General features: G+C 60.0%; 19 protein-coding genes, 1 tRNA gene and 1 pseudogene. 14 read left to right on the forward strand and 7 right to left on the reverse strand.

All coding sequences use genetic code 11. The features are described from left to right. Positions 1-2 precede the first annotated feature (2 nt). Positions 3-1,775 (reverse strand): N-acetylglutaminylglutamine amidotransferase, encoded by a 1,773-nt coding sequence (locus JFT58_RS17225; RefSeq protein WP_014719264.1) that lies wholly within the window; start codon positions 1,773-1,775, stop codon positions 3-5. Positions 1,776-1,911: 136 nt separating this feature from the next. Continuing rightward, positions 1,912-3,912, reverse strand: a complete 2,001-nt coding sequence (mnmC, locus tag JFT58_RS17230) for a bifunctional tRNA (5-methylaminomethyl-2-thiouridine)(34)-methyltransferase MnmD/FAD-dependent 5-carboxymethylaminomethyl-2-thiouridine(34) oxidoreductase MnmC (RefSeq protein WP_054896317.1) — start codon at positions 3,910-3,912, stop codon at positions 1,912-1,914. Positions 3,913-4,066: 154 nt separating this feature from the next. Between mnmC and pap the strand changes: the two genes are divergently transcribed. From pap to JFT58_RS17245, 3 genes are all read left to right on the forward strand, one after another. Continuing rightward, entirely contained in the window at positions 4,067-5,581 is a 1,515-nt protein-coding gene (pap, locus tag JFT58_RS17235) for a polyphosphate:AMP phosphotransferase (protein ID WP_054920485.1), read from the forward strand. 199 nt (positions 5,582-5,780) lie between these two features. After that, positions 5,781-6,965: a thiolase family protein gene (locus JFT58_RS17240; protein WP_089041979.1), complete on the forward strand. Its 1,185-nt coding sequence runs from the start codon at positions 5,781-5,783 to the stop codon at positions 6,963-6,965. A 188-nt stretch (positions 6,966-7,153) separates the two neighbouring features. After that, complete coding sequence (locus tag JFT58_RS17245) at positions 7,154-8,110, forward strand: DMT family transporter (protein ID WP_054896314.1); 957 nt, start codon at positions 7,154-7,156, stop codon at positions 8,108-8,110. On the opposite strand, the gene JFT58_RS17250 is transcribed toward JFT58_RS17245, so the two are convergent. Beyond that, positions 8,107-9,489, reverse strand: a complete 1,383-nt coding sequence (locus JFT58_RS17250; protein ID WP_014719259.1) for a class II fumarate hydratase — start codon at positions 9,487-9,489, stop codon at positions 8,107-8,109. The two genes, JFT58_RS17245 and JFT58_RS17250, sit on opposite strands and share 4 nt — an antisense overlap. 196 nt (positions 9,490-9,685) lie before the next feature. Between JFT58_RS17250 and JFT58_RS17255 the strand changes: the two genes are divergently transcribed. The 7 genes from JFT58_RS17255 (at position 9,686) to JFT58_RS17285 (ending at position 17,367) form a co-directional block, all read left to right on the forward strand. Then, a complete protein-coding gene (locus JFT58_RS17255; protein ID WP_014719258.1) occupies positions 9,686-10,204 on the forward strand; it encodes a DUF2059 domain-containing protein in 519 nt (172 codons plus the stop codon). Positions 10,205-10,210: 6 nt separating this feature from the next. Beyond that, positions 10,211-10,504: a BolA family protein gene (locus JFT58_RS17260; RefSeq protein WP_054896313.1), complete on the forward strand. Its 294-nt coding sequence runs from the start codon at positions 10,211-10,213 to the stop codon at positions 10,502-10,504. A gap of 101 nt (positions 10,505-10,605) precedes the next feature. Further along, a complete protein-coding gene (gene trhO / locus JFT58_RS17265) occupies positions 10,606-11,547 on the forward strand; it encodes an oxygen-dependent tRNA uridine(34) hydroxylase TrhO (protein WP_014719256.1) in 942 nt (313 codons plus the stop codon). Positions 11,548-11,550: 3 nt separating this feature from the next. Then, positions 11,551-12,186 carry a DsbA family protein gene (locus JFT58_RS17270; RefSeq protein ID WP_054896312.1) on the forward strand — a complete coding sequence of 212 codons (636 nt, stop codon included), beginning with the start codon at positions 11,551-11,553 and terminating at the stop codon, positions 12,184-12,186. Beyond that, positions 12,179-13,981, forward strand: coding sequence for an ABC transporter ATP-binding protein (locus tag JFT58_RS17275; protein ID WP_054896311.1), 1,803 nt, complete (start codon positions 12,179-12,181; stop codon positions 13,979-13,981). Before JFT58_RS17270 ends, JFT58_RS17275 begins: the two co-directional genes overlap by 8 nt. 71 nt (positions 13,982-14,052) lie before the next feature. Further along, positions 14,053-16,515: an EAL domain-containing protein gene (locus tag JFT58_RS17280; protein ID WP_054896310.1), complete on the forward strand. Its 2,463-nt coding sequence runs from the start codon at positions 14,053-14,055 to the stop codon at positions 16,513-16,515. A 78-nt stretch (positions 16,516-16,593) separates the two neighbouring features. Next, a complete protein-coding gene (locus JFT58_RS17285; protein ID WP_153474739.1) occupies positions 16,594-17,367 on the forward strand; it encodes a TenA family transcriptional regulator in 774 nt (257 codons plus the stop codon). Positions 17,368-17,501: 134 nt separating this feature from the next. Here JFT58_RS17285 and JFT58_RS17290 read toward each other — a convergent pair whose 3' ends face one another. Together JFT58_RS17290 and lldD are read right to left on the reverse strand one after the other, a co-directional pair. Further along, positions 17,502-18,428 (reverse strand): GGDEF domain-containing protein, encoded by a 927-nt coding sequence (locus JFT58_RS17290; protein ID WP_054896309.1) that lies wholly within the window; start codon positions 18,426-18,428, stop codon positions 17,502-17,504. A 411-nt stretch (positions 18,429-18,839) separates the two neighbouring features. Beyond that, a complete protein-coding gene (gene lldD, locus JFT58_RS17295; protein ID WP_034126164.1) occupies positions 18,840-19,970 on the reverse strand; it encodes an FMN-dependent L-lactate dehydrogenase LldD in 1,131 nt (376 codons plus the stop codon). A gap of 99 nt (positions 19,971-20,069) precedes the next feature. On the opposite strand from lldD, the gene JFT58_RS17300 reads away from it, so the two are divergent. The 3 genes and pseudogenes from JFT58_RS17300 to JFT58_RS17310 all read left to right on the forward strand — a co-directional run. Beyond that, the gene (locus JFT58_RS17300; RefSeq protein WP_198834421.1) at positions 20,070-20,993 is read left to right on the forward strand and encodes a LysR family transcriptional regulator; all 924 of its coding nucleotides are present in this window, start codon (positions 20,070-20,072) and stop codon (positions 20,991-20,993) included. 33 nt (positions 20,994-21,026) lie between these two features. Then, a tRNA-Asn gene (locus JFT58_RS17305) sits at positions 21,027-21,102 on the forward strand. A 112-nt stretch (positions 21,103-21,214) separates the two neighbouring features. Next, a pseudogene (locus tag JFT58_RS17310) lies at positions 21,215-21,411 on the forward strand (ParA family protein); the annotation flags it as partial. 134 nt (positions 21,412-21,545) lie between these two features. Here JFT58_RS17310 and JFT58_RS17315 read toward each other — a convergent pair. Both JFT58_RS17315 and JFT58_RS17320 read right to left on the reverse strand, forming a co-directional pair. Continuing rightward, a complete protein-coding gene (locus JFT58_RS17315) occupies positions 21,546-22,220 on the reverse strand; it encodes a MarC family NAAT transporter (protein ID WP_014719246.1) in 675 nt (224 codons plus the stop codon). A gap of 93 nt (positions 22,221-22,313) precedes the next feature. Next, a complete protein-coding gene (locus tag JFT58_RS17320) occupies positions 22,314-23,219 on the reverse strand; it encodes a LysR family transcriptional regulator (protein WP_034126167.1) in 906 nt (301 codons plus the stop codon). A gap of 92 nt (positions 23,220-23,311) precedes the next feature. Between JFT58_RS17320 and JFT58_RS17325 the strand changes: the two genes are divergently transcribed. Continuing rightward, positions 23,312-25,648 (forward strand): membrane-bound PQQ-dependent dehydrogenase, glucose/quinate/shikimate family, encoded by a 2,337-nt coding sequence (locus tag JFT58_RS17325; protein ID WP_082423363.1) that lies wholly within the window; start codon positions 23,312-23,314, stop codon positions 25,646-25,648. Positions 25,649-25,653: the final 5 nt, after the last annotated feature.

Genomic DNA, 25,653 nt, shown 5'->3' on the forward strand with positions numbered 1-25,653 from the left:
GATCAGATTCCTTGTTCGCTCAGCCACAGGTTCAGCGCCGCCAGCTGCCACAGCTTGGAGCCGCGCAGCGGGGTCAATTGGCCTTGCGGGTCGGTGAGCAAGCGGTCGAGCATGGCCGGGTTGAACAGCCCGCGGTCCTGGCTCGGGTCCAGCAGCAACTCGCGCACCCAATTCAAGGTATCGCCCTGCAGGTGCTTGAGGCCGGGCACCGGGAAGTAGCCTTTCTTGCGGTCGATGACTTCGCTGGGGATCACCCGACGCGCCGCTTCCTTGAGCACCTGTTTGCCGCCGTCGGGCAGCTTGAACTGGGCCGGCACACGGGCCGACAGTTCTACCAGGCGGTAGTCGAGAAACGGCGTGCGCGCTTCCAGGCCCCAGGCCATGGTCATGTTGTCGACGCGTTTGACCGGGTCGTCCACCAGCATCACCGTGCTGTCCAGGCGCAGGGCCTTGTCCACCGCTGCGTCGGCGCCCGGCATTGCAAAGTGCTCGCGCACGAAATCGCCAGCAGCGTCGTTGGCGGTCAGCCATTGGGGCGCGACGGTCGCCGCGTAGTCGTCGTAGCTGCGGTCGAAAAACGCCTCGCGGTAGGCCGCGTACGGGTCGCTGGCACCGTCCACTTGCGGGTACCAGTGGTAACCGGCGAACAGTTCATCGGCGCCCTGGCCGCTCTGCACCACTTTGCAATGCTTGGCCACTTCCCGCGACAGCAGGTAGAAGGCGATGCAGTCATGGCTGACCATCGGCTCGCTCATGGCGCGGAAGGCGGCCGGCAGTTGCTCGATGATCTCGCTTTCGGCGATGCGCAGTTGGTGGTGATGGGTGCCGTAGTGTTTGGCGATCAGGTCTGAGTACTGGAACTCGTCGCCACGTTCGCCGCCGGCGTCTTCAAAGCCGATGGAAAAGGTCGACAAATCCTCCACGCCCACTTCACGCAGCAGGCCGACGAGCATGCTCGAGTCGACGCCGCCGGACAGCAGCACCCCCACATCCACCGCCGCACGTTGGCGAATGGCCACGGCTTCGCGGGTGCTGTCGAGCACGCGGTCGGTCCAGTCTTCCAGGGTCAGGTGTTTTTCGTCCTCATGGGGCCCGTAGGGCAGGGTCCACCAGGTTTTCTGTTCGGTCTTGCCGCTGGCGTCGATGCGCATCCAACTGGCGGGCGGCAGCTTTTCGATGCCGGCCAACAACGTGCGCGGCGCAGGGACCACGGCGTGGAAATTCAGGTAGTGGTTGAGGGCGACCGGATCGAGGATCGGGTTGATATCCCCACCCTTGAGCAACGCGGGCAACGCTGAGGCAAAGCGCAGGCGTTGGCCGGTGCGCGACAGGTACAAGGGCTTCACACCGAGACGGTCACGAGCGATGAACAGACGCTGGGCATCACGCTCCCAGATGGCGAAAGCGAACATGCCGTTGAGCTTGGGCAGCAGCGCTTCGCCCCAGGCGTGGTAGCCCTTGAGCAGCACTTCGGTGTCGCCGCCGGAATAGAAGGCGTAACCCAGGGCTTCCAGCTCTTGGCGCAGCTCCGGGAAATTATAGATAGCGCCATTGAACGCCAGGGACAGCCCCAGATGGGCGTCGACCATCGGTTGGGCAGAGCCGTCCGACAGGTCCATGATCTTCAGGCGGCGGTGGCCCAGGGCAATCGGCCCTTGGGCATGAAAGCCCCAGGCGTCGGGGCCTCGGGGGGCGAGGTGGTGCGTGATGCGTTCTACGGCTGCCAGGTCGGCAGGTTGATGATCAAAGCGTAACTCGCCAGCTAGTCCACACATAAATTCCTTACCGGTTTTTCCGTTGGGGAGGGGTCAATACTCAATACGCCCAAAAGGGCGCGTACCCAGAAACTGACCCAGTGCTATGCGTGGAGTTTTAGACCGATAAGTTATAAGGCAGATAGCCGCCTTGCCTTTAATCCGGCTTTTTTTGTGCAGCGCCCTGGCCTCGCACCAGCGTGCGCAGGGCAAATCGATTGGGGTGGCAAGCCTCGGCTACGCTGGTGGGCACTGGCAGGGGCTCATCACTCAGCCATGCAGCCAGCAGTTCGCCGCACAACGGCGCAGTGATCAGGCCACGCGAGCCATGGCCGCTATTGAGAAACAGCCCCGGCAGCCACGGGCAGGGCGTTTGCGGCACTTGCCGGGCGTCTTTGCCCAGTACCGCATAAGCCTGCTGAAACGCCGCATGGTCGGCCAGTGGCCCAACGATGGGCAGGTAGTCGGGGCTGGTACAACGAAACGCGGCACGGCCTTCCAGTTGTTCGGCCGCCAGGCGGTCGGCACCCAGGCGCTGCAGCAGGTCGGTAGACATCTCGCGCAGCATCTGCAGGTTGCCGCTGTGTTCGGCGGGCGTGGGCGTGAGGTCTTGATTGTTGAAGTCAAAACTGGCGCCCAGGGTGTGTTCGCCAAGCCGGGCCGGCGCGACGTAGCCCTCGGCACAGACCACCGTGGCCAGCGCTTTACTCGCGCAGGTTTGCGCCAGCCGAGTGATCTGCCCGCGGATGCGCTTGAGCGGTATGTCTGCACTGAAGGGGAAACGCTTGATCTCCGCAGCCCCGGCGAGCACCACGACACCGGCGCTGGCCAGCACGCGGTCACCGGCGCGGGCTTGCCATTGGTCGTCGAGCCGGTGCAGTTCCAGTGCCTCGTGGTGGGTGAGCACTTCAATCAGTGGATGTTTCGCCTGCCACTGGCACAGCGCGGGCGGATGCACCCAACCGCCCTCTGGAAAAAACAACCCGCCGTGGGCCAGTTCGATTCCCGCCTTTTGCTGCGCCTGCTCGCGGTCCAGCAGATGCAGCAGATCCGGAGCAAAGGCGTTTGCCAATTGAGCCTGACGCTGGATCTCTTTGGCGTCAAACGCCAGTTGCAACACGCCACAGCCGTCCCAATCGACACCTCGGTGCAAATGTTCCAGCAGGCGTCGGGTGTGGCCAAAACCGCTGACTATCAGTTGGGACAAGGCCGTGCCATGGGCCGAAAGTTTGAGGTACAACACACCCTGTGGGTTGCCCGACGCTTCCTGTGCCAAGCCGGCGTGGCGCTCCAGAAGGCTGACACGCCAACCCCTGGCGGCCAGGCTGGCGGCGGTCGCGCAACCGGCCAGGCCACCGCCGATGACCAAGGCATGACGTTCTCCCTCGATGGCGGGTGGCCGGGCGAACCAGGGTTTACGTGGGGCCGGCGCGGGTAAGTCGGCGGGCCAACCGACAAACTCCCCACGCAGGATCTCCCACTTATGGCCGATGCCTGGCGTGCGTTTCATCTTGAACCCGGCTGCATTGATCAACCGCCTTACCCAGCCGGTGCTGGTGAAGGTGCTGATGGTCGAGCCCGGTGCCGCCAGGCGCGCCAGTTGGGCGAACAGCTCGGCGGTCCACATGTCGGGGTTTTTCGCCGGGGCGAACCCGTCGAGAAACCATGCATCGACCTGGGCGTCCAGTTGCGGCAATTGTTCCAGCGCATCGCCGATCAACAGGGTCAGGGTCACGCGGCCGTTGTCCAGTACCAGGCGCTGGAAACCCTGGTGGATGGCAATGTATTGCGCCAGCAGTTGCTCGGCCAAGGGTTGCAGTTCGGGCCAGAGGGCGAGGGCGCGTTGCAGGTCGGCATGGCTGAGGGGGTACTTTTCCACGCTGACGAAGTGCAGCCGCGCACCGGCGACTGCGTGCTGTTCGAACAACTGCCAGGCGCAGAGGAAGTTCAAGCCGGTGCCGAAGCCAGTTTCACCAATCACCAGGCGCCCACCTGCGGGCAAGGCGGCGAAGCGTTCCTGCAAGCGGTTCTGCTCCAGGAACACGTAGCGGGTTTCTTCCAGGCCCGATTGGTCGGAGAAATACACGTCGTCGAATACCCGCGAATGCGGGCGGCCTTGGTCATCCCAGTCGAGCTGGGCGTGGGTGATGGGGTTCATGGCGGCTCATAAAATGAAAGCGGGCAAAGGCAAGGCGGCCATTCTAGCCGATCAACCGGCGTTGAATTGATCCATGGCAAGGCTGGGTTGTATTTCCTTGCGCGTGTCGGGGCCCAATCCGCTAGTCTTGAGCCATCTTGAAACGGAGCTGCCCATGTTCGAATCCGCCGAAATCGGTCACGCCATCGACAAAGACACCTACGACGCCGAAGTGCCGGCCTTGCGTGAAGCCTTGCTGGAAGTTCAGTACGAGCTGCAACAGCAGAAACGCTTCCCGGTGATCATCCTCATCAACGGCATCGAGGGCGCGGGCAAGGGTGAAACCGTCAAGCTGCTCAATGAATGGATGGACCCGCGCCTGATCGAAGTGCGCACCTTCGACCAGCAGACCGACGAAGAACTGGCGCGTCCACCGGCCTGGCGCTACTGGCGGCAACTGCCGGCCAAGGGCCGCATGGGCATTTTCTTCGGCAACTGGTACAGCCAGATGCTGCAAGGCCGCGTGCATGGGCAGATCAAGGATGCGCGCCTGGACCAGGCCATCGCCGGCGCCGAACGTCTGGAAAAGATGCTCTGCGATGAAGGTGCGCTGATCTTCAAGTTCTGGTTCCACCTGTCCAAAAAACAGATGAAGGCGCGCCTCAAGGCCCTGGCCGACGACCCGCTGCACAGCTGGCGCATCAGCCCATTGGACTGGCAGCAGTCCAAGACCTACGACAAGTTCGTGCATTTCGGTGAGCGTGTGCTGCGCCGCACCAGCCGCGATTACGCGCCGTGGCATGTGATCGAAGGCGTCGACCCCCATTACCGTGGGCTGACCGTGGGCAAGATCCTGCTCGATGGGCTGCAAAGTGCCCTGAACCAGGCCAAGGTCAAGGCCAGCGGCATGAACCCGGCGCCGTTGCTTGCCTCGGTGGACCAAAAGAGCCTGCTCGACAGCCTCGACATGACCCTGCGCCTGGACAAGGACGACTATGAAGAGCAACTGATTACCGAACAGGCGCGCTTCTCTGGCCTGATGCGCGACAAACGTATGCGCAAGCACGCGCTGGTAAGCGTGTTCGAGGGCAACGACGCGGCGGGCAAGGGTGGGGCGATCCGTCGAGTGGCGGCAGCACTGGACCCGCGCCAGTACCACATCGTGCCGATTGCCGCGCCCAGCGAAGACGAACGGGCCCAGCCTTATCTATGGCGGTTCTGGCAGAAAATCCCGGCGCGCGGCATGTTCACCGTGTTTGACCGCTCCTGGTACGGCCGCGTGCTGGTGGAACGCATCGAAGGCTTCTGTACCCCTGCGGACTGGATGCGCGCCTATGGCGAGATCAATGACTTCGAAGAGCAACTGCGCGATGCGGGGGTGATCGTGGTCAAGTTCTGGCTGGCCATCGACAAGGAGACGCAACTGGAGCGCTTCCAGGCCCGTGAAGAAATCCCCTTCAAACGCTTCAAGATCACCGAAGACGACTGGCGCAATCGCGACAAGTGGGACGACTACCGCGCGGCAGTGGGCGATATGGTTGACCGCACCAGCACCGAGGTGGCGCCCTGGACTCTGGTCGAGGCCAACGACAAGCGCTGGGCGCGGGTCAAGGTGCTGCGCACCATCAACCGTGCGCTGGAAGAAGCGTTTGACAAAAGCGACAAGCACGACAAGAAGAAAAAGAAATAGCCTGTAGGAGCGAGCTTGCTCGCGAAAAACGTCAACGATTACGCGTGTTTCCTGAGTGAACGCGGCGCCTATTAGTTTTTCGCGAGCAAGCTCGCTCCTACAGAGGCTCCATGCTTTTGCATCCACGCAGTGAATGATCATCGCGGTCGGCCAGGCCTGGATCTATCCTCGATCCACAACCACAAGATCGAGGTAGCCCATGCGTGAAGTAGTGATCGTCGACAGCGTGCGAACCGGCCTGGCCAAATCCTTTCGCGGCAAGTTCAACCAGACCCGTCCCGATGACATGGCGGCCCATTGTGTCAATGCGCTGCTGGCCCGCAACGGTATAGACCCGGCGACGGTGGAAGACTGCATCGTCGGTGCCGGCTCCAACGAAGGCGCCCAGGGCTATAACATCGGGCGCAATGTGGCGGTGCTCTCGCAACTGGGCACCGGTACGGCGGGCATGACCCTCAACCGCTTCTGTTCGTCGGGCTTGCAGGCGATTGCCATTGCCGCCAACCAGATCGCTTCGGGCTGCAGCGACATCATTGTTGCCGGTGGCGTGGAGTCCATCAGCCTGACCATGAAGAGCGTCAACACCGATAACCTGATCAACCCGCTGCTTAAGGAACAGGTGCCGGGCATTTACTTCCCCATGGGCCAGACCGCCGAAATCGTTGCGCGCCGCTATCACGTCAGCCGCGAAGACCAGGACCTTTATGCGCTGCAAAGCCAGCAACGCACCGCCCAGGCCCAGGCTGATGGCTTGTTCAACGATGAAATCGTGCCGATGGCGGTCAAGTACAAGGTCGAGGACAAGAACACTGGCGCGGTGCAGATCCTGGATGGCGTGGTAGACCGGGACGACTGCAACCGCCCGGACACCACCCTGGCCAGCCTCAGCGGCTTGAAGCCGGTGTTTGCCGAGGATGGCTCGGTGACGGCAGGTAACTCCTCGCAGCTCTCCGACGGTGCGTCGATGACCCTGGTGATGAGCCTGGGAAAAGCTCTGGAACTGGGGCTCAAGCCCAAGGCGTTCTTCCGTGGCTTTACCGTGGCCGGTTGCGAGCCGGACGAGATGGGCATCGGCCCGGTGTTCTCGGTGCCCAAGTTGCTCAAGGCCAAGGGTTTGCAGGTGGCGGATATCGACTTGTGGGAACTCAATGAGGCCTTTGCTTCCCAGTGCCTTTACGCACGCAATCGCCTGGAGATCGATAACGCCAAATACAATGTCAACGGCGGCTCGATTTCCATCGGGCACCCGTTCGGCATGACCGGCTCGCGGCAGGTGGGGCACCTGGTGCGCGAACTGCAACGGCGCAACCTGCGTTACGGGGTTGTCACCATGTGTGTGGGGGGTGGGATGGGCGCCACCGGACTCTTCGAAGCCGTACGCTGAGTCAGGTTGGAATACCGCCAATGTGGGAGCTGGCTTGCCTGCGATTGCGGTGGGTCAGCGACAGATTGGACACAGATAAATCGCCATCGCAGGCAAGCCAGCCCCCACATTCAAGACTGTGACGTATCCGAACTCAGTGACTTGCCCCTAGAATGCCTGCTCCACTTCCTCTGGCATCTGGGGCACTCATGCACATCTCTTCCGGCCGCTGGGTCTACGGTTTCTTCCTGACCCTGCTGACCGCGTTTCTGTGGGGCATTCTCCCGATCAAGCTCAAGCAAGTGTTGCAGGTGATGGACCCGATCACCGTGACCTGGTTTCGCCTCATGGTAGCGGGCACGTGCCTGTTCGTTTACCTGGCCGCCACCAAACGTCTGCCCAGCCGCAAAGTGCTTGGCCCCAAGGGTGGGTGGCTGGTGGGCATGGCGGTGTGTGGCCTGGTGGGCAACTACGTGTTGTACCTGGTTGGCCTGAAAATGCTCAGCCCAGGCACTGCGCAGTTGGTGGTGCAGATGGGGCCGATCTTTCTGATGGTTGCCAGTGTGTTTGTGTTCAAGGAGCGCTTCAGTCTGGGGCAGGGTGTGGGGCTGGTGGTGCTGATCGCAGGCTTTGGCTTGTTTTTCAACCAACGCCTGGTGGAGTTGCTGACGTCCATGGGCACCTACACCGCCGGTGTGCTGACGATCCTGCTCGCCACCACCATCTGGGTGTTCTATGCACTGGGGCAGAAGCAGTTGCTGACGGTATGGAATTCATTGCAGGTGATGATGGTGATCTACCTGTCGTGCGCGGTGTTGCTCACGCCTTGGGCGCACCCGCTGGAGGCGTTGCAGTTGAGCCCGTTGCAAGGCTGGCTGCTGCTGGCGTGCTGCATGAATACGCTGGTGGCCTACGGCGCATTTGCCGAAGCCCTGGCGCATTGGGAAGCCTCGCGGGTCAGTGCGACCCTGGCGTTGACGCCGTTGGTGACCTTTGTGGCGGTGGCAGTGGCGGCCTGGCTGTGGCCGGACTATGTGCAAGCCGAAGAGATCAATGCCTTGGGGTATGTGGGGGCTTTGGTGGTGGTGACTGGCTCGGCGATGGTCGCGCTGGCGCCTTCGCTGCTCGCCGGGCTCAGGGCCCGGCGGCTGCGGATGTCGGTTTAAGCGCCGAGCATGTTTTCCGGGCGCACCCACTGGTCAAACTCGGCATCGGTGAGGTAGCCCAGCTCCAGTGCAGCCTCACGCAGTGTCAGCCCTTCGGCGTAAGCCTTCTTGGCGATTTCGGCTGACTTGTCGTAGCCGATATGCGGGTTGAGGGCGGTGACCAGCATCAGCCCGCGTTCCAGGTGCTGGGCCATTTGCTCGGCGTCGGGTTCGAGGCCAGCAATGCAATGCTCCTGGAAGTTGTTGCAGCCATCGGCCAGCAGGCGAATCGACTCCAGCAGGTTGTGGATGATCACCGGTTTGTACACGTTCAACTGCAAGTGCCCTTGGCTGGCGGCCATGCCGATGGTCACGTCGTTGCCCAGCACCTGGCAGGCCAGCATCGACAGCGCTTCGCATTGTGTGGGGTTGACCTTGCCGGGCATGATCGAACTGCCCGGTTCGTTGGCCGGCAACTTGACTTCGGCCAGCCCGGCGCGAGGGCCCGAACCCAGCAGGCGCAGGTCGTTGGCGATTTTCATCAGCGCCACGGCCAGGGTTTTCAGCGCGCCGTGCAAGGTCACCAGCGGCTCATGGCCGGAGAGGGCGGCGAATTTGTTCGGCGCGGTCACAAAGGGTAGACCCGACAACGCGGCCAGCTCGGAAGCAATCGCCTCGCCAAAGCCATGGGGGGCATTGAGGCCGGTGCCGACGGCGGTGCCGCCCTGGGCCAGCTCGCACACCGCGGGCAGGGCGCTGCGGATCGCACGCTCGGCGTAATCGAGCTGGGCGATAAACGCCGAAAGTTCCTGGCCGAAGGTGATCGGTGTGGCATCCATCATGTGGGTACGGCCGGTCTTGACCAGCTTCATATGCCGCGCGGCCAATTCTGCCAGCCCACCGGACAAAGTGGCGATTGCCGGCAGCAGTTGCTTGTTCACCGCTTGCACCGCAGCAATGCTCATGGCGGTGGGGAAGCAGTCGTTGGAACTCTGGGAACGGTTGACGTGATCGTTGGGGTGCACCGGGCTCTTGCCGCCGCGGTTGTTGCCGGCCAGTTCGTTGGCGCGGCCAGCGATCACTTCGTTGGCGTTCATGTTGCTCTGGGTGCCACTGCCGGTCTGCCAGACCACCAGCGGGAACTGGTCGTCATGCTGGCCGTCCAGGACTTCGTCGGCAGCCTGCTCGATCAGGCGGGCAATATCGGCGGGCAAGTCGCCGTTGCGGTCGTTGACCCGCGCCGCAGCCTTCTTGATCAGGGCCAGGGCATGCAATACCGCCAGCGGCATGCGCTGCTCGCCAATCGCGAAATTGACCAGCGAACGTTGGGTTTGCGCGCCCCAATAGGCGTCATCAGGGACCTGTACTTCCCCCAGGCTGTCGGTTTCGATACGGCTCATCGGTCACCCTCCTTATGCAGTCGTGATTGGTCAGTTTAGGCCCTGGCGGCCAGCGTGGGTTCCCTAAAAGCGCATTTGTGCCATCGCGCCCCGTGAAACCGGGGCTTGCCAAGGAGTGGGGTTGAGCCGCGAGGTTTTTTAGGCGCAGAATGGTCGCCCTTGGGGTCTTACCTCGCCTGCTAGAAAAGGAAACTCGATGACTCGTCTTCGTGCCATCTGTACCGCGGTTGCTCTGGTTTGCGCCAGCGGCCAGGTTCTTGCCGATACCGCCAGCCACAACGCCAGTGCCGAAGCCTTCCTTACCCTGGCCCATGCTGACAAGCTGGGGACCCCGGTGTACATGCAAGTGCAGCAAATGTTCGCCCAGCGTTTCGAACAGACCAAGGCGCCTGCCGCCAAGCAGTCGGTACTGGACAGCTACCAGGCCAAGGCCAACGCCGCTCTGGACCAGGCCATCGGCTGGCCGAAGCTCAAGCCTGACATGGTCAAGCTCTACACCACCAACTTCAGCGAATCCGAGCTCAAGGACCTGGTAGCGTTCTACCAGTCGCCACTTGGCAAGAAAGTCCTGGAAAAAATGCCCCAGCTGACCCAGCAATCGGCCCAGATGACCCAGGCCAAGCTGGAAAGCGCCGTACCGGTGGTGAACAAGCTGTTGGAAGACATGACCAACGAGCTGGCGCCAAAAGCCGCCGCACCGGCCAAGAAGAAGTAAGCAGGAATGACCATGCAACAGCGTATCGAAACGGCCCTTGCCGCCCTGGCCCCGCAACACTTGAGCGTGCTGGATGAAAGCCACATGCACAGCCGTGGGTTGCAGACCCACTTCAAGGCCGTGCTGGTCAGCCAGCAGTTCGAGGGGCTCAACCGCGTCAAGCGCCATCAGAAGGTCTATGCCACCCTGGGTGATCTGATGAGCGAGTTCCATGCGCTGGCGCTGCATACCTATACGCCCGACGAGTGGGCGACAATCGACGCAGCCCCGGCCTCGCCGACCTGCGCCGGCGGACATTGATGGGGTAACCCTGATAGAATCCGCAACGCGCCGCTTAGCCGGCGCGTTTTTTTTGCATCCGGTTCACCCCTTACGAGGGTAGCCACCTGGAGAGAACACCCATGACTCAACCGATTGTCGTGGCGGCACTGTATAAGTTCGTCACCCTCGAAGATTACGTCGCCCTGCGCGAGCCCCTGTTGCAGGCGATGGTCGATAACGGCATCAAAGGCACCTTGCTGATCGCCGAAGAAGGCATCAACGGCACCGTTTCCGGCAGCCGCGAAGGCATTGACGGGCTGATGGCCTGGCTGAAAAAAGACCCGCGCATGGTCGACATCGACCACAAGGAATCCTACTGCGATGACCAGCCGTTCTATCGCACCAAGGTCAAGCTCAAGAAAGAGATCGTGACCCTGGGCGTTGAAGGCGTCGACCCGAACAAAAAAGTCGGTACCTATGTCGACCCGCAGGATTGGAATGCGTTGATCAGCGACCCGGAAGTGCTGTTGATCGACACCCGTAACGACTACGAAGTGTCCATCGGCACCTTTGAAGGCGCGATCGACCCGAAAACTACCAGTTTTCGCGAATTTCCCGACTACATCAAAGCCAACTTCGACCCGGCCAAGCACAAGAAGGTCGCCATGTTCTGCACTGGCGGCATTCGCTGTGAGAAGGCCTCGAGCTACATGCTCAGCGAAGGCTTCGATGAGGTCTACCACCTCAAGGGCGGTATCCTGAAGTACCTCGAAGAGGTGCCCCAGGAAGAAACCAAATGGCAGGGCGACTGCTTTGTGTTCGACAATCGCGTGACCGTGCGCCACGACTTGAGCGAAGGCGACTACGATCAATGTCATGCCTGCCGCACACCCGTGAGCGTAGAAGACCGCGCCTCCGAGCATTACGTGGCGGGCATCAGTTGCCCCCATTGCTGGGATAAGCTGCCGGAGAAGACCCGTCGCAGTGCAATCGACCGCCAGAAGCAGATCGAACTGGCCAAGGCCCGCAACATGCCGCACCCGATTGGTTACAACTACAAGCAAACCCCTTCCGAGGCCTGAGCCATGTCTGCGCGCCTGCTCTATGTAATGGACCCGATGTGTTCCTGGTGCTGGGGCTTTGCCCCGGTGGCACAAGCGCTGGTGGAGCAGGCCCAGGCGGCCGGCGTGGACGTGCACCTGGTGGTGGGCGGCTTGCGCACCGGCAGCGGCGCGGCGCTGGAGCCGACTACCCGGCGCTACATCCTTGAACACTGGCAGGCCGTCACCGACGCCACCGGCCAGCCGTTCAAGCGTGACGGCGCGCTGCCCGACGGTTTTGTCTACGACACGGAGCCGGCGTGCCGCGCTATCGTCACCGCACGCAGCCTGGCGCCAGATTGCGCCTGGAAGCTGCTGGGGCTGATCCAGCATGCGTTCTATGTCGAAGGACGGGACGTGACCCTCGCCCATGTGTTGGTTGAGCTGGCCGAGCAGGCCGGCATTCCACGTATCGAGTTTGCCGGCGAGTTCGACCGTGCCGATCAGCACGCGGCCACGGCGGCCGATTTCACTTGGGTGCAGGACCTGGGCATTGCCGGGTTCCCGACCCTGCTGGCCGAGCGCAACGGCCAGTTGGCCTTGCTGACCAATGGTTACCAGCCGCTGTCCGAGCTGTCGCCGTTACTGGGTCGATGGCTGGAGCGAGCTGCCTGTGTATGAACAGCCTCCACGCACCGACCGCCTGACCTGGGCGGAAATTCGCCGCCTGGCCCTGCGTCACAAGAAATCCCTGTGGGTCGCCAACGGCGTCGCCGTGCTCGCCACCCTGTGCAGCGTGCCTATCCCGCTGTTGTTGCCGTTGCTGGTGGACGAAGTGCTACTGGGCCATGGCGATGCCGCCCTCAAGGTGATGAACCACGCGCTGCCCCTGGGTTGGCAAAAAGCCGCAGGCTATATCGGCCTGATGCTCTTGGTCACCCTGGCCCTGCGTTGCGGCGCGCTGGTGTTCAACGTGGTGCAGGCGCGGCTGTTTGCGCGCTTGGCCAAGGACATCGTGTACCGCATCCGCGTGCGTCTGATTGAGCGTCTCAAGCGTATCTCCCTGGGTGAGTACGAAAGCCTGGGCAGCGGTACGGTCACCACTCATCTGGTGACCGACCTGGACACGCTGGACAAATTCGTGGGTGAAACCCTCAGTCGCTTCCTGGTGGCGATGCTGACCCTGGTCGGCACCTCGGCGATCCTGGTGTGGATGCATTGGCAACTGGCGTTGTTGATCCTGTTGTTCAACCCGTTGGTGATCTACGCCACGGTGCAATTGGGCAAGCGCGTCAAGCACCTCAAGAAGCTGGAAAACGACAGTACTTCACGCTTTACCCAGGCGCTGACTGAAACCCTCGATGCCATCCAGGAAGTACGTGCCGGCAACCGCCAAGGCTTTTTCCTCGGGCGGCTGGGCCAGCTTGCCCAGGAAGTGCGTGACTACGCCATTCATTCCCAGTGGAAAACCGACGCGTCGAGCCGCGCCAGTGGCTTGCTGTTCCAGTTCGGTATCGACATCTTCCGCGCCGCGGCCATGCTCACCGTGCTGTTTTCAGACCTGTCCATCGGCCAGATGCTCGCGGTGTTCAGTTACCTGTGGTTCATGATTGGCCCGGTGGAACAACTGCTGAACCTGCAATACGCCTATTACGCGGCGGGCGGCGCGCTGTCGCGCATCAACGAGCTGCTGGCGCGTGCCGATGAGCCGCAATACCCAGGCGGCGCAGACCCGTTCAGCGGGCGCGAGACGGTCGGCATCGAAGTGCGTGGCCTCGACTTCGGCTACGGCGAAGACCTGGTACTCAACCAGTTGAACCTGGCCATCGCACCGGGTGAAAAGGTGGCAATTGTCGGCGCCAGCGGCGGCGGTAAAAGTACCCTGGTGCAACTGTTGCTGGGGCTCTACACGCCGCAGGCCGGCAGCATTGGCTTTGGCACTGCCACCCAGCAGGAGATTGGCCTGGAGACCATCCGCGAGAACGTCGCGGTGGTGCTGCAACACCCTGCGCTGTTCAACGATACCGTGCGCGCCAACCTGACCATGGGCCGCACCCGCACCGATCAAGCCTGCTGGCAGGCGCTGGAAATCGCCCAACTGGATGCTACTGTCAAGGCATTGCCCTTGGGCCTGGACAGCGTGGTCGGGCGTTCGGGCGTGCGCTTTTCCGGTGGCCAGCGGCAACGCCTGGCGATTGCCCGCATGGTGCTCGCCGAGCCTAAAGTGGTGATTCTGGACGAGGCCACGTCTGCATTGGATGCGGCGACCGAATACAACCTGCACCAGGCACTGGCGCGGTTTCTCAGCGGGCGTACTACACTGATCATCGCCCACCGGCTGTCTGCGGTGAAGCAGGCTGACCGAGTGTTGGTGTTCGATGGCGGGCACATCGCCGAGGATGGCGACCATCAGCAGTTGATTGCCGATGGTGGGTTGTACGCCAAACTGTACGGACACTTGCAACAAGTACGTTGATTTAGCTTAGGCTGTGCTATCGGGAGCGGATTTTCGCGTGCGTATTAAGCTGTGCATGTGTAAGGGACTTCATGAAGCAAAAGCGGACTCTCGGAACGCCACGCCTGTTGGGTATTGTCTGGCCCTTCATCGCCGTCGTGTTGTTCCAGGCATTGTTAGGCTGCGTCAGTCTCTACGTGCTTTCGGCAGTGCGGGGCTATGTGGCGGGCGAAAGCCTGTGGTCCAAGGGCCAGAAGGATGCCATCTACTACCTGACCCTCTACGCCGATAACCGCAACGACGCCACCTACCTCAAATACCAGCAGGCCATTGCCGTGCCCCAGGGTGGGCATGAATTGCGCATTGCCCTGGACCGTCCCAATCCAGACATGGAGGCCGCGCGCCTGGGTATCCTCAAGGGCGGCAACCATCCGGACGACGTTTCCAGCCTGATCTGGCTGTACCTCAACTTCCGCCATTTCAGCTACCTGGAAAAAGCCATTGAGCTGTGGACGGTGGGCGACGGCTATCTGCTGCAGTTGGATGAGCTGGCCCAGGAGATGCACGGCGCCATTACCTCCGGCTACGTCAGCAGTGACGATGTCCATAGCTGGAAGGCGCGCATCACGGCCATCAATGAAGGGGTGACGCCCGCCGCCAAGGCGTTCAGCGATGCCCTGGGCGAAGGTTCGCGGATGATCCTGCGCCTGTTGTTGATCACCAACCTGGCGACGGCCTTGGGCCTGATCGTGTTGGCGCTGCTGCGCACCCACAAGCTGCTGGCCCAGCGTCATGCCTTTGCCGATGCGCTGCAAGCGGAGAAGGAGCGGGCGCAGATTACATTGGAGTCGATTGGCGACGGGGTGATTACCACCGATGTCGACGGGGCCATTGCCTATATGAACCCTGCCGCTGAAGCCTTGACCCACTGGCGCTCGGAGCAGGCCCAGGGCCTGCCGCTGGCGGCGTTGTTCAAGCTTTTGAATGAAAACGCCGAGCCCGACGGATTCACCCTGATTGAGCACATCGTCAAGGGCCAGTTCAGCGGCGGCAGCGAGCATTCCAAGCTGATCCAGCGCCTGGACGGCAGCACGGTCTCGGTCACCCTGGTGGGCGCGCCGATCCGCAGCGCCGGCAAGATCAGCGGTGCGGTCCTGGTGCTGCACGACATGACCCAGGAACGCCAGTACATCGCCAATCTTTCCTGGCAGGCCACCCATGACGCCTTGACCGGCCTGGCCAACCGTCGCGAGTTCGAGTTCCGCCTTGAACAGGTGCTGCAACAGGTCGCGCGCCAGCAAAGTGGGCGACATGCCTTGATGTTCCTCGACCTCGACCAGTTCAAGCTGGTCAATGACACCTGTGGCCACGCGGCGGGCGATGAATTGTTGCGTCACATCTGCGCGCTATTGCAATCAGACCTGCGCGAAGGCGACACCCTGGCTCGGTTGGGCGGCGACGAGTTTGGCATCCTGCTGGAAAACTGCCCGGCGCAGGTGGCGGAAAAAATTGCCGAGAGCTTGCGCCATACCGTGCAGAGCTTGCACTTCGTGTGGAAGGGGCGGCCCTTCATGACCACTGTCAGCATCGGCCTGGTGCATATCTCGCAAACCCCGACCACCCTGGAAACCTCCCTGCGCGCCGCCGATATGGCGTGCTACATGGCCAAGGAAAAGGGGCGCAACCGGGTGCAGGTCTACCACGTCGACGACTCGGAATTGTCTCTGCGGTTTGGCGAGATGGCCTGGGTACAGCGGCTGCATATCGCCCTGGAGGAAGATCGCTTTTGCCTCTACGCCCAGGAAATCGCGCCGTTGGGCCCTACCGACGCTGGCAATGGGCACATCGAAATTCTCCTGCGCCTGCATGACGAAGCGGGGCGGATCATTTTACCCAACAGTTTTATTCCGGCTGCCGAGCGCTACGGTTTGATGACGTCCCTGGACCGTTGGGTAGTGGAAAACGTATTCAAGATTATCGCCCGCTGCATGCATGAACGTCCGGGCCGACCCATGGCCATGTGTGCGATTAATCTGTCAGGCATCACCATTGGCGATGATGACTTTTTGGGTTTTTTACGTCAGAAATTCGATAGTTACAGCATTCCACCGGAAATGATTTGTTTTGAAATAACTGAAACGAGCGCTATAGCCAATTTGGGCAGTGCGATTCGATTTATTAATGAACTCAAAGCGTTAGGGTGCCATTTTTCCCTGGATGACTTTTGCGCCGGAATGTCCTCATTCGCATATTTGAAACATTTACCTGTAGACTTCCTGAAGATCGATGGAAGTTTCGTAAAGGATATGCTGGACGACCCGATTAACCGCGCCATGGTCGAGGTGATCAACCACATCGGCCACGTCATGGGTAAGCGCACGATTGCCGAGTTTGTTGAAACACCCCAGATCGAACAGGCTTTACTTGAGATAGGTGTGGATTACGCTCAGGGCTACCTGATTGAACGCCCGCAATTGTTTACCTTTGATAGCCTGCAGTGCCGACCTGAGCGGCCGCAGCCTCTGTTATTCAAGGCGCCCGGCACTTTCCGCTGAAACATTTGCTGGTCTGTACAATCACACTTGAAAAGGAGCCCCACAGTGATCGACACATTCAACAGAACCGGCCCGCTTATGGAAGCCTCGAGTTACCCCGCCTGGGCGCAGCAACTGATCCAGGACTGTAGCGAGAGCAAGCGTCGGGTTGTCGAGCACGAACTGTACCAGCGCATGCGCGACAACGCCCTCAGCGCCAAGACCATGCGCCACTACCTGATTGGTGGTTGGCCGGTGGTGGAACAGTTTGCCTTGTACATGGCGCAGAACCTGACCAAGACCAAGTTTGCCCGCCATCCTGGGGAGGATATGGCGCGCCGTTGGCTGATGCGCAACATTCGCGTGGAGCTCAACCATGCCGACTATTGGGTCAATTGGGCGCGGGCTCACGGCGTCAGCCTTGAAGAACTGCAAGCGCAGGAGGTGCCGCCCGAGTTGCACGCCCTGAGTCATTGGTGCTGGCACACCAGCTCGGCGGATGCGTTGATCGTCGCGATTGCCGCCACCAACTACGCGATCGAGGGGGCGACGGGGGAGTGGTCCGCCGTGGTCTGCTCTACCGGTGTGTATGCTGCCGCCTTCCCTGAGGAAGATCGCAAGCGGGCGATGAAGTGGCTGAAGATGCACGCCCAATACGACGATGCCCACCCTTGGGAAGCCCTGGAAATCATCTGCACACTGGCCGGGACCAACCCGAGCAAGGCCTTGCAGGAAGAGTTGCGCCAAGCGGTGTGCAAGAGCTACGACTACATGCACTTGTTCCTGGAAAGCTGCATGCGTCTAGAGAATGCGGAAAAAGACAAGGCGCCAGCCGTTCGCGAGCGCCCTGTGCGCATCGCCAGCGAGGCGTGATGTAACGGTTCGGATGGTATTTGTGGCCAGGGAGCTTGCTCCCGTTGGACTGCGTAGCAGGCCCATTCTTTTTAAATAAAAAATGGGGCCGCTTCGCGCCCCAGCGGGAGCAAGCTCCCTCGCCACAACTGGCTTTATCCCGCCATCGCCAAGCGGTTGCGACCTTCGCGTTTGGCTACATACAACGCATTGTCGGCACGGCGCAGCAGGCTTTCAGCCGACTCGGCCGCCAGCAGCGTAGAACAGCCGAGGCTCACGGTCAGTTCGATTCGCGTGCCCTCCACCCAGTAGTCCTGGGCTTGCGCCGCCTGGCGCAGGCGTTCTCCCACCATTTTCGCGGCATCGCGACCGGTGTTGGAGAGCAGGATCAAAAACTCTTCCCCGCCAAACCGAAACACCATGTCCACGTTGCGCAGCTGGCGTTTGATCGCCCCGGCTACGGCGCGCAGTACGCTGTCGCCCGCAGCATGCCCATGGGTGTCGTTGATTTTCTTGAAGTGGTCGATGTCCAGCATTAACAAAGAGAGCGGGTGCAAATGCCGGCGTGCCATGTCGATTTCTCGCTGCAGCGTCTGGTCCATGGCCACACGGTTGCCGGTTTCGGTCAACGGGTCACGCAGGGCGCTGCGGGTGGCGGCGCGGTAGAGCAGGGCGTTGCGCATCGGATAAAGCAAGGTCACCAGCAGGAGTTCGAGTTGGCTCAGTTCTTCTTCAAGCAACCGCTGGTTGCGACGAAAGACCAGTTCCCCCAGGTGTTCGCCTTCATGGCTCAGGGTGTAGCTGACGGAGTGATGACCCCGGTGGCCAAACTCCAGGCGCAGGTCGCTGGCGGCGTGACGGTATTGCAACGCGTCCAGCGGCACCAGGCGCTGAACCTCACGAAAGAACAGGCCCAGGATGCGCTCCGGCTCCAGGCTGGTCTGCAACTGCTGGTTCAGTTGCTGGCGAAGTTCGGCGAGGGTGGCGGGGCGGCGTGGGCGCAAGGATGGCTGGCCAAATCCCAGGCGTTGCAATTTGGCACTGTCAAAGTCAATTGCGTTGGTCTGGGTGGGGGTTTTCATAAGCGCGTGGCCTCTAAGCACTGGGCTGTCTTACAGGCGGGATGAGGGTGGCGAGTGCCAAGCGTCTTACTGATCCTTCAGTTCCGTAAAACATTGGAAACAGTTTAAACCGCTTTTCATTGGGTTATAACCCCATGGCCCTGCCGCACGTCTTGTCATCGCCGAACCTGCTTGAACAGTACTAGAGCGAGATTCATGCCAAGTGTATTTAGTTGGCAAAAATCCTTATAAATCAATTAACTAATTTTTAAGTAGAAAATTCCGTTAAAGCATGGCGCCAGTTATTTGGCTGGTTTGGGCCAGCGTTACCGCCGGCCCGGTTGACGTAACTGTTTCGGTGGGGCGAGTTGCTTGTCGCAAATAAACAACGCTTCGGTTATTCGTGAACAAAGTACACCGCACCCATCACCACTAGACCAGGGTGGTACGGTCGATTTGCGCGATGGAGGTGACCCCGGTCAGGGTCATGGCCACGCGCATTTCCTTGGCGAAGATGTCCAGCAGATTCTCTACCCCATGCTGGCCCTCGGCGGCCAGCGCGTAGGCGGTGGCGCGCCCCAGCAGGCACGCCTTGGCGCCCAGGGCGAGCATGCGCACCACGTCGAGCCCGGAGCGAATGCCGGAGTCCACCAGCACGGTCAAGTCATCGCCCACCGCTTCGGCAATCGGCGGCAACGCCTTGGCCGTGGACAGCACCCCGTCGAGCTGGCGGCCGCCATGGTTGGAGACCACGATGCCGTCGGCACCGAAACTCACCGCGTCCTTGGCATCCTGAGGGTCGAGGATGCCCTTGATGATCATCGGGCCTTTCCAGAACTCGCGGATCCACTCCAGGTCTTTCCAACTGATGGATGGGTCGAAGTTGTTGGCCAGCCAACCAATGTAGTCCTCCAGGTGAGTGGGTTTGCCCAGGTATTTGGAAATATTGCCCAGGTCGTGGGGGCGGCCCATCAAGCCCACATCGAAGGCCCACTGCGGCTTGGTCACCGCCTGCAACATGCGCCGCTGCGCTGCATAGGGGCCAGACATGCCCGAGTGCGCATCGCGGTAGCGTGCGCCGGGTGTGGGCATATCCACCGTGAATACCAGGGTGGTCACGCCGGCGGCCTGCGCCCGCTCCAGAGCGTTGCGCATGAAGCCGCGATCCTTGAGCACATACAGCTGGAACCAGATCGACTGCGGGCTTTGCGAGGCCACTTCCTCAATCGAACACACCGACACTGTCGACAGGCAAAAAGGGATGTTTTTGTTGGCCGCCGCCTTGGCTGCTTGCACTTCACCGCGTCGCGCATACATGCCGGTCAGGCCGACCGGGCTAAGGATGACCGGCATCGCCAGTTCGGTACCGAACAGCTGGGTGGTGAGGCTCAGGTCGTCGACATTGCGCAGGATGCGTTGGCGCAGGCTGATCTCGGCCAGGTCCGAACTGTTGGCGCGCAGTGTGTGCTCGGCGTAGGCACCGCCGTCGATGTAATCGAACAGAAAGCGCGGCAACTTGCGCTTGGCCGCAGCGCGGTAATCGGAAGCGGACGAGATGATCATCAACAGTGTCTCCCTGGGCAAAGTGCTACACCCTAAGCAAAGTTATGCCATGATGAAAACAACTTTTATCACTGTCATCCAGTCACTAAAGGAATACTGATGAACCTGCGAACCTTGCGTGCGTTTGTCGAAGTGGTGCGCCAGGGCGGGTTCTCCCAGGCGGCCGAAGTGGTTGCCCTGACCCAGTCCACCGTCAGCAAAGCGGTCAAGACCCTTGAGGACGAACTGGGCATGCCGTTGCTCAATCGTTTCGGCCACAGGAATGAACTCACCGCCGCTGGCGAAATTGCCTACCGCCGCGCCTTGGTGATGCTCGCCGAACGCACCGACTTGATGGCCGAAATCAACGACCTGCGCGGCCTCCAGCGCGGCGTGCTGCGCATCGGCCTGCCGCCGGTAGGGTGCGGCGTGTTGTTTGCGGCGATGTTCGCCACTTACCGCAGCCGTTACCCGGGCATCGACATCGAACTGACCGAGTACGGCAGTAAAAGGCTGCGCGAATGCCTGGAAGCTGGGGAGGTGGACCTCGCCGCCTTGCTGCTGCCGGTTGATGAAGGCTTTGACTACCAACCGGTGCGCAACGAGCCGTTGATCGCCGTGTTGCCCATGGGCCACCCATTGGCCCGGCGCGAGCGTATCGACTTCACCGACCTGGCCGACTCGCCGTTCATCCTGTTCGAGGCCGGCTTTGCCCTCAATGCCAAGATCCTCAGCGCCTGTGAACGCAAAGGCGTGACACCCAAAGTCACCGCCCGCAGTGGGCAAATAGACTTTATCGTCGACCTGGTCACCGCCGGGCTGGGCGTCGCCTTCCTGCCTAGGATGCTGGCGCACAAACACCAACATCCCGGCATCGCCTTGATCCCCCTGGACGAGCCTCATACCGATTGGCACATCGCCCTGGCCTGGCGCGCGAGCGCCCACTTGCCGCCGGCGGCAAGGGCCTGGCTGGATTTGGCCAAGGAACCGCCGTATTCAAGCGAGCAGGGGGACGATTTGCGGAAAATTTCTGAGGACGCTTGACTTCTTCTTTTTAATCAGTAACATACGGCGCATTCCGCGATAGCTCAGTTGGTAGAGCAAATGACTGTTAATCATTGGGTCCCTGGTTCGAGTCCAGGTCGTGGAGCCAGATAGAGAAAAGCCTGTAGAAATACAGGCTTTTTTTTGCTTGGGATTTGACCCAGCAATCCAGACGCTTAGCATGACGCCATCTCTAATCCTTCGATTCAGAGGTAAGGCCAATGAAAGTCGCTGCAGTCGTTTCAACCAAAGGCGGGCCGGGGAAAACCGCGGTTGGCGCCAATCTAGGCGCGTTCTGCGCCGACGCGTGTCATTGGACCTTACTGATCGATCTCGATCCCAGCCGTCACTGTCCTTGTTCTATACGCTAATGCGTGAGGCGCCGGGCGGGACCTACCAACTGATCGTTAATAATGAAATGCCTCCGCGGAGCGCTTTCTTCTGTCGGTAATGAGGTGAAGCGCTGAGCCAGGCATTTGATAAAATTGCTAGCGAATGTGGCCGCGGAAGTATCAACGGCCTTTAATAATTCACTATTATGAAAAACTATGATCAGTGCATAGGTGTAGACGCTAATTCAAAACCACCATTGATAACGAACTGAACGCCCATACAAACCAGTAGAAAACCAACGACTCGGGAAATTGCATCGATTCCTGACTCACCAAGCACTTTCATGATTCGCCCCGAACATCGTAAAGCTATCCAGAAAATAAGCGCAGTAATGATGAATACGGTTGCGGCTGCAAGGTGAATGACGAGTGGCAGGGTCTGGTAGGTCGACTGCAGGGTAGAGGCGGAACTGATAAGCAACGCTATCGTGCCTGGGCCTGCTGCACCAGGAAGAGCTAAAGGTACAAATGACAGATCGCGGAAATGTGGGGTTGATTTCTCTTTCTCTGAAAGGAAATCTTTCTGAACCTCCGTTTCGTCAGGTGTCGTTGCTGGAAAAAGCATGGCGAAACCGATGTAGGTAACGATCAGGCCTCCGGCTATTCTCAAGCCGGGAACAGATATTCCGAATACCTGCATTACCAGGCTGCCTCCGTAGAAGCTGACAAACATAATCAGAGCTACATACAAGCTTGCCTTCAGGATTTGCCGGTTACGCTCTACTGTAGGCAGCTTTCCTCCAAGGCCTAGTAAAAGGGAGATGCTAGTTAGAGGATTGGCCATAGGAAGCAGGGCTAATAGTCCAATAAGAACATGATGAAAGTAATTGCCCATAGTGTTTTTACTCGGTTATGCAACGAATAGGAGGCTATAAGATTATTAAGGTCGTACGTCATCTGCCCTAACGAGCCGATATCAAGTCAGGGCTCAATCGGGAAAGTATTTTTTTGCCTCTTCCGTGGTATAGCGCAGAAAGATCTGCACCGCCTGCGGAATCAAGCGTCGTGAGAGTAGAAAAGCATACAGCGACATGTTCTGGAGGGTATAGCCAGGTAAAACACGTACCAGTTTGCCGCTCTCTACGGCGTCATTGGCGCTGGGCAAATTGAACTGCGCGATGCCAAGTCCGCGCAGAGTAAGGTCCATGCGCGCATCGTTCGGTGTGGCAAGCAGGATAGCTTGCACCGGCGTCAGGTGTTTATGTCCTTGGGGGTCGATCAGCTCCCACTCGGGTTCTCCCTGACGCCCAAGGCAGGGCCATTGCAGGAGATCGTCCGGTACACGCGGAGGTTTCCTGCCGGCCAGTAACAGGGGAGAAGCGAATAACCCTTGTGGCATTGAACAGATTGGCCGAGCAACCAGCGACTTGTTAATCACTTCGGCGCGGCGATGACTGAAGTAGACATCCACTGGCTCTTCAATGGGGTTTGGCACGCGTGTGCTGGCCTCCACTTCAAAATGAATTTCGTGCTGTTCTTCCAGCATTCGAGCGATAGCCGGGTTGATAAACCAGTGCACAACCTCGGGCGATCCGACGACCCGGATGCGTCCTCTAATTTTTCCATCATCCGACTTGATCGCGCTTTCGACCTCTTGAAGGCCTTCGAACAAGGGCGCGATTTCGCTATAGAGCCGCTCGCCCGGGTCCGTCAATCGCATAGAGGGCATCCGATTGAACAAGCGCAGACCCAGGTGCTCCTCCAGCCGGGTCACGGCGCGACTGATGCTTGAAGTGTTCTGCCCAAGCCGTTCAGCCGCACGGCTGAAGTTCAATGTTTGCGCGGCAACGAGGAAGGTGTGGTATTCGCTCCACATGGCGTTGCTTTTATGCAATGTATAGTTGCTCCATATGGCATGGCTAAAATTAATAGACTAACACTATCATCACCAAGTCTGAGAGCCATTTAGCGTATAGGAGTTCAACTGTGACCTCGATAAATCGTATTTTTGCCAGCCTAGTTGCCTTGATGGGGCTGGGGCTATTGTTAGGTGGAGCTTACCTCTTAACCCTTGGCGGATCGTTTTATTACGTGCTGGCCGGATGGGCCTATCTGAGCGCTGGCGTCATGCTTTGGCGTAGGCAAGTTTGTGGAGTATGGCTGCTGGTAGCGGTTGCCGTGCTGAGTGTTCCATGGGCGCTCTGGGAGTCAGGCACGTTCTATTGGGCGCTGTTTCCACGCCTGCTCGTACCGGCAGCGTTGGCGAGCATCGGCTTGCTCCTGTTATCCACTTGGTCGCCTGCGGACTCCCGGCGTCGGATACGCGGCCTGGGTGTACTAGCGTTATTAGGGACGGCTGTGTTCTTTGGGTTTGCCTTTACTCCACATGGTGTCGTCTCGCCTGTCTCGGGCACACCTTTTACTGCAGCAGCCACAAACACCACGCCTTCAAATTGGTCCGCATATGGCCGAACCACTGCGGGTACGCGCTACGCGCCCTTTACGCAGATCAACCGTGACAACGTTCAGGACCTGAAAGTGGCCTGGACCTATCGTACCGGCGCGAAGATCCAGTTGGACAAGGGCGCCGTGGATTCGAACACCCCATTGCAAATTGAAGATACGTTGTTCACTTGCACACCCGATGATCGCATTGCTGCCATCGATGCAGATACGGGGGTAGAACGTTGGAAATTCGATACCCATAGTGCATCTCCTATCTGGAACCGTTGCCGCGGCCTGGGTTACTACAAGCTCAAGGAGGCGCCGGCTGATGGCGTCTGTGCGGAACGAATCGTCAATTCCACCATCGATGCGCGCCTGATCGAACTAGATTCCAAGACCGGCAAGCAGTGCCCAGGTTTTGGCAGCGACGGCGTCGTCGACCTGAAGCAGGGAATGGGCGACGTTAAGCCTGGGTTCTACTTTCAGACCTCCGCGCCGCTGGTGGCGCGCGACTACATTATTATCAGTGGCTGGGTAGTTGATAACTACAGTCGCGGTGAGCCGTCAGGCGTGATCCGCGCCTTTGATGCCCGCACCGGCGCACTGGCATGGGCGTGGGACCTGGGCAACCCGGACATAACCGGCTTGCCACCGGCGGGGCAGACCTACACGCCCGGCACGCCCAACATGTGGACCGCCGCTGCCTATGACGACCAGTTGGGTCTTATCTATGCGCCGCTGGGAAATGCCACGCCGGACTTTTTCGGCATGGAGCGTCCACCGCACTCGGATGAATACAACTCTTCTCTCGTCGCCCTCGATATCATGACGGGTCGCCCGAAATGGAAATTCCAGACCGTCCATCACGACATCTGGGACTACGACTTGCCTTCTCAACCCGCGCTGGTCGATTTGCCTGACGGCCAAGGCGGAACCATCCCCGGGGTATTGCAAACCACCAAGCGTGGCCAGCTTTTCCTGCTAAATCGTGCCACCGGGGAGCCGATTGCGGACGTCGTCGAAAAGCCCGTGCCTACGGCCGGTGCGGTACCTGAAGAAAAGCTTTCGCCTACACAGCCTTATTCGGTAGGGATGCCGACTATCGGTGCCGAACACCTCACCGAGAAGAAGATGTGGGGGGCAACCATGTTCGACCAACTCATGTGCCGCATCATGTTCAAGCAACTGCGCTACGAGGGGGACTTCACGCCGATCGGTCTGACCAAGGCGCTGGATCAGCCCGGCAATATCGGAGGATTCAACTGGGGTAGCGTCTCCTACGACCCCGTTAATCATCTGGCTTACATGAACGATATCCGGGTGCCGAACATCTTTTGGCTGATGCCTCGTGATGAATTCAATACTTGGACAAAAAACCACCAGATCGAGGTGAGTGGACATGGGCCGTCACCGCAGTTGAAAACACCTTACGGTCAAGCCATCTATATCTGGATGTCATCCCTAGGGGTTCCGTGCAACCAGCCACCCTATGGGACCGTCACGGCGGTCGATCTGAATACGCACAAGGTGGCCTGGCAAGTGCCGGCTGGCACCACAGAGCAATTGGGGCCACTGGGTATCGCATCACACCTGCCCATGCCCATGGGCATGCCAACTTATGCAGGAACGATGACCACGGCTGGCGGCCTCGTATTCTTTGCCGGTTATCAGGACTACTACATCCGGGCATACGACGGGCAAAGTGGCAAACTCGTCTGGGAACATGAATTACCGGTCGGCGCCAGCGCCACGCCGATCTCCTACGTCTCGCCGACGACGGGCAAACAGTACGTTGTCATTTCCGTAGGCGGGGCAGCGCATTCTCCCGACACCGGTGACTATGTAATGGCCTTCAGCCTGCCGACATCCCAACCGTGAAGCGT

The sequence above is a fragment of the Pseudomonas sp. MF6767 genome, assembly GCF_016405475.1.
In the GTDB taxonomy this organism is placed as follows: Bacteria; Pseudomonadota; Gammaproteobacteria; order Pseudomonadales; family Pseudomonadaceae; genus Aquipseudomonas; species Aquipseudomonas paracarnis.

What these genes read in the sequence shown, in the direction of transcription:
- JFT58_RS17225 (WP_014719264.1), bottom strand. Translation starts at nt 1,775, where the DNA reads ATGTGTGGACTAGCTGGCGAGTTACGCTTTGATCATCAACCTGCCGAC.
- mnmC (WP_054896317.1), bottom strand. Translation starts at nt 3,912, where the DNA reads ATGAACCCCATCACCCACGCCCAGCTCGACTGGGATGACCAAGGCCGC.
- pap (WP_054920485.1), top strand. Translation starts at nt 4,067, where the DNA reads ATGTTCGAATCCGCCGAAATCGGTCACGCCATCGACAAAGACACCTAC.
- JFT58_RS17240 (WP_089041979.1), top strand. Translation starts at nt 5,781, where the DNA reads ATGCGTGAAGTAGTGATCGTCGACAGCGTGCGAACCGGCCTGGCCAAA.
- JFT58_RS17245 (WP_054896314.1), top strand. Translation starts at nt 7,154, where the DNA reads ATGCACATCTCTTCCGGCCGCTGGGTCTACGGTTTCTTCCTGACCCTG.
- JFT58_RS17250 (WP_014719259.1), bottom strand. Translation starts at nt 9,489, where the DNA reads ATGAGCCGTATCGAAACCGACAGCCTGGGGGAAGTACAGGTCCCTGAT.
- JFT58_RS17255 (WP_014719258.1), top strand. Translation starts at nt 9,686, where the DNA reads ATGACTCGTCTTCGTGCCATCTGTACCGCGGTTGCTCTGGTTTGCGCC.
- JFT58_RS17260 (WP_054896313.1), top strand. Translation starts at nt 10,211, where the DNA reads ATGACCATGCAACAGCGTATCGAAACGGCCCTTGCCGCCCTGGCCCCG.
- trhO (WP_014719256.1), top strand. Translation starts at nt 10,606, where the DNA reads ATGACTCAACCGATTGTCGTGGCGGCACTGTATAAGTTCGTCACCCTC.
- JFT58_RS17270 (WP_054896312.1), top strand. Translation starts at nt 11,551, where the DNA reads ATGTCTGCGCGCCTGCTCTATGTAATGGACCCGATGTGTTCCTGGTGC.
- JFT58_RS17280 (WP_054896310.1), top strand. Translation starts at nt 14,053, where the DNA reads ATGAAGCAAAAGCGGACTCTCGGAACGCCACGCCTGTTGGGTATTGTC.
- JFT58_RS17285 (WP_153474739.1), top strand. Translation starts at nt 16,594, where the DNA reads ATGGAAGCCTCGAGTTACCCCGCCTGGGCGCAGCAACTGATCCAGGAC.
- JFT58_RS17290 (WP_054896309.1), bottom strand. Translation starts at nt 18,428, where the DNA reads ATGAAAACCCCCACCCAGACCAACGCAATTGACTTTGACAGTGCCAAA.
- lldD (WP_034126164.1), bottom strand. Translation starts at nt 19,970, where the DNA reads ATGATCATCTCGTCCGCTTCCGATTACCGCGCTGCGGCCAAGCGCAAG.
- JFT58_RS17300 (WP_198834421.1), top strand. Translation starts at nt 20,070, where the DNA reads ATGAACCTGCGAACCTTGCGTGCGTTTGTCGAAGTGGTGCGCCAGGGC.
- JFT58_RS17315 (WP_014719246.1), bottom strand. Translation starts at nt 22,220, where the DNA reads ATGGGCAATTACTTTCATCATGTTCTTATTGGACTATTAGCCCTGCTT.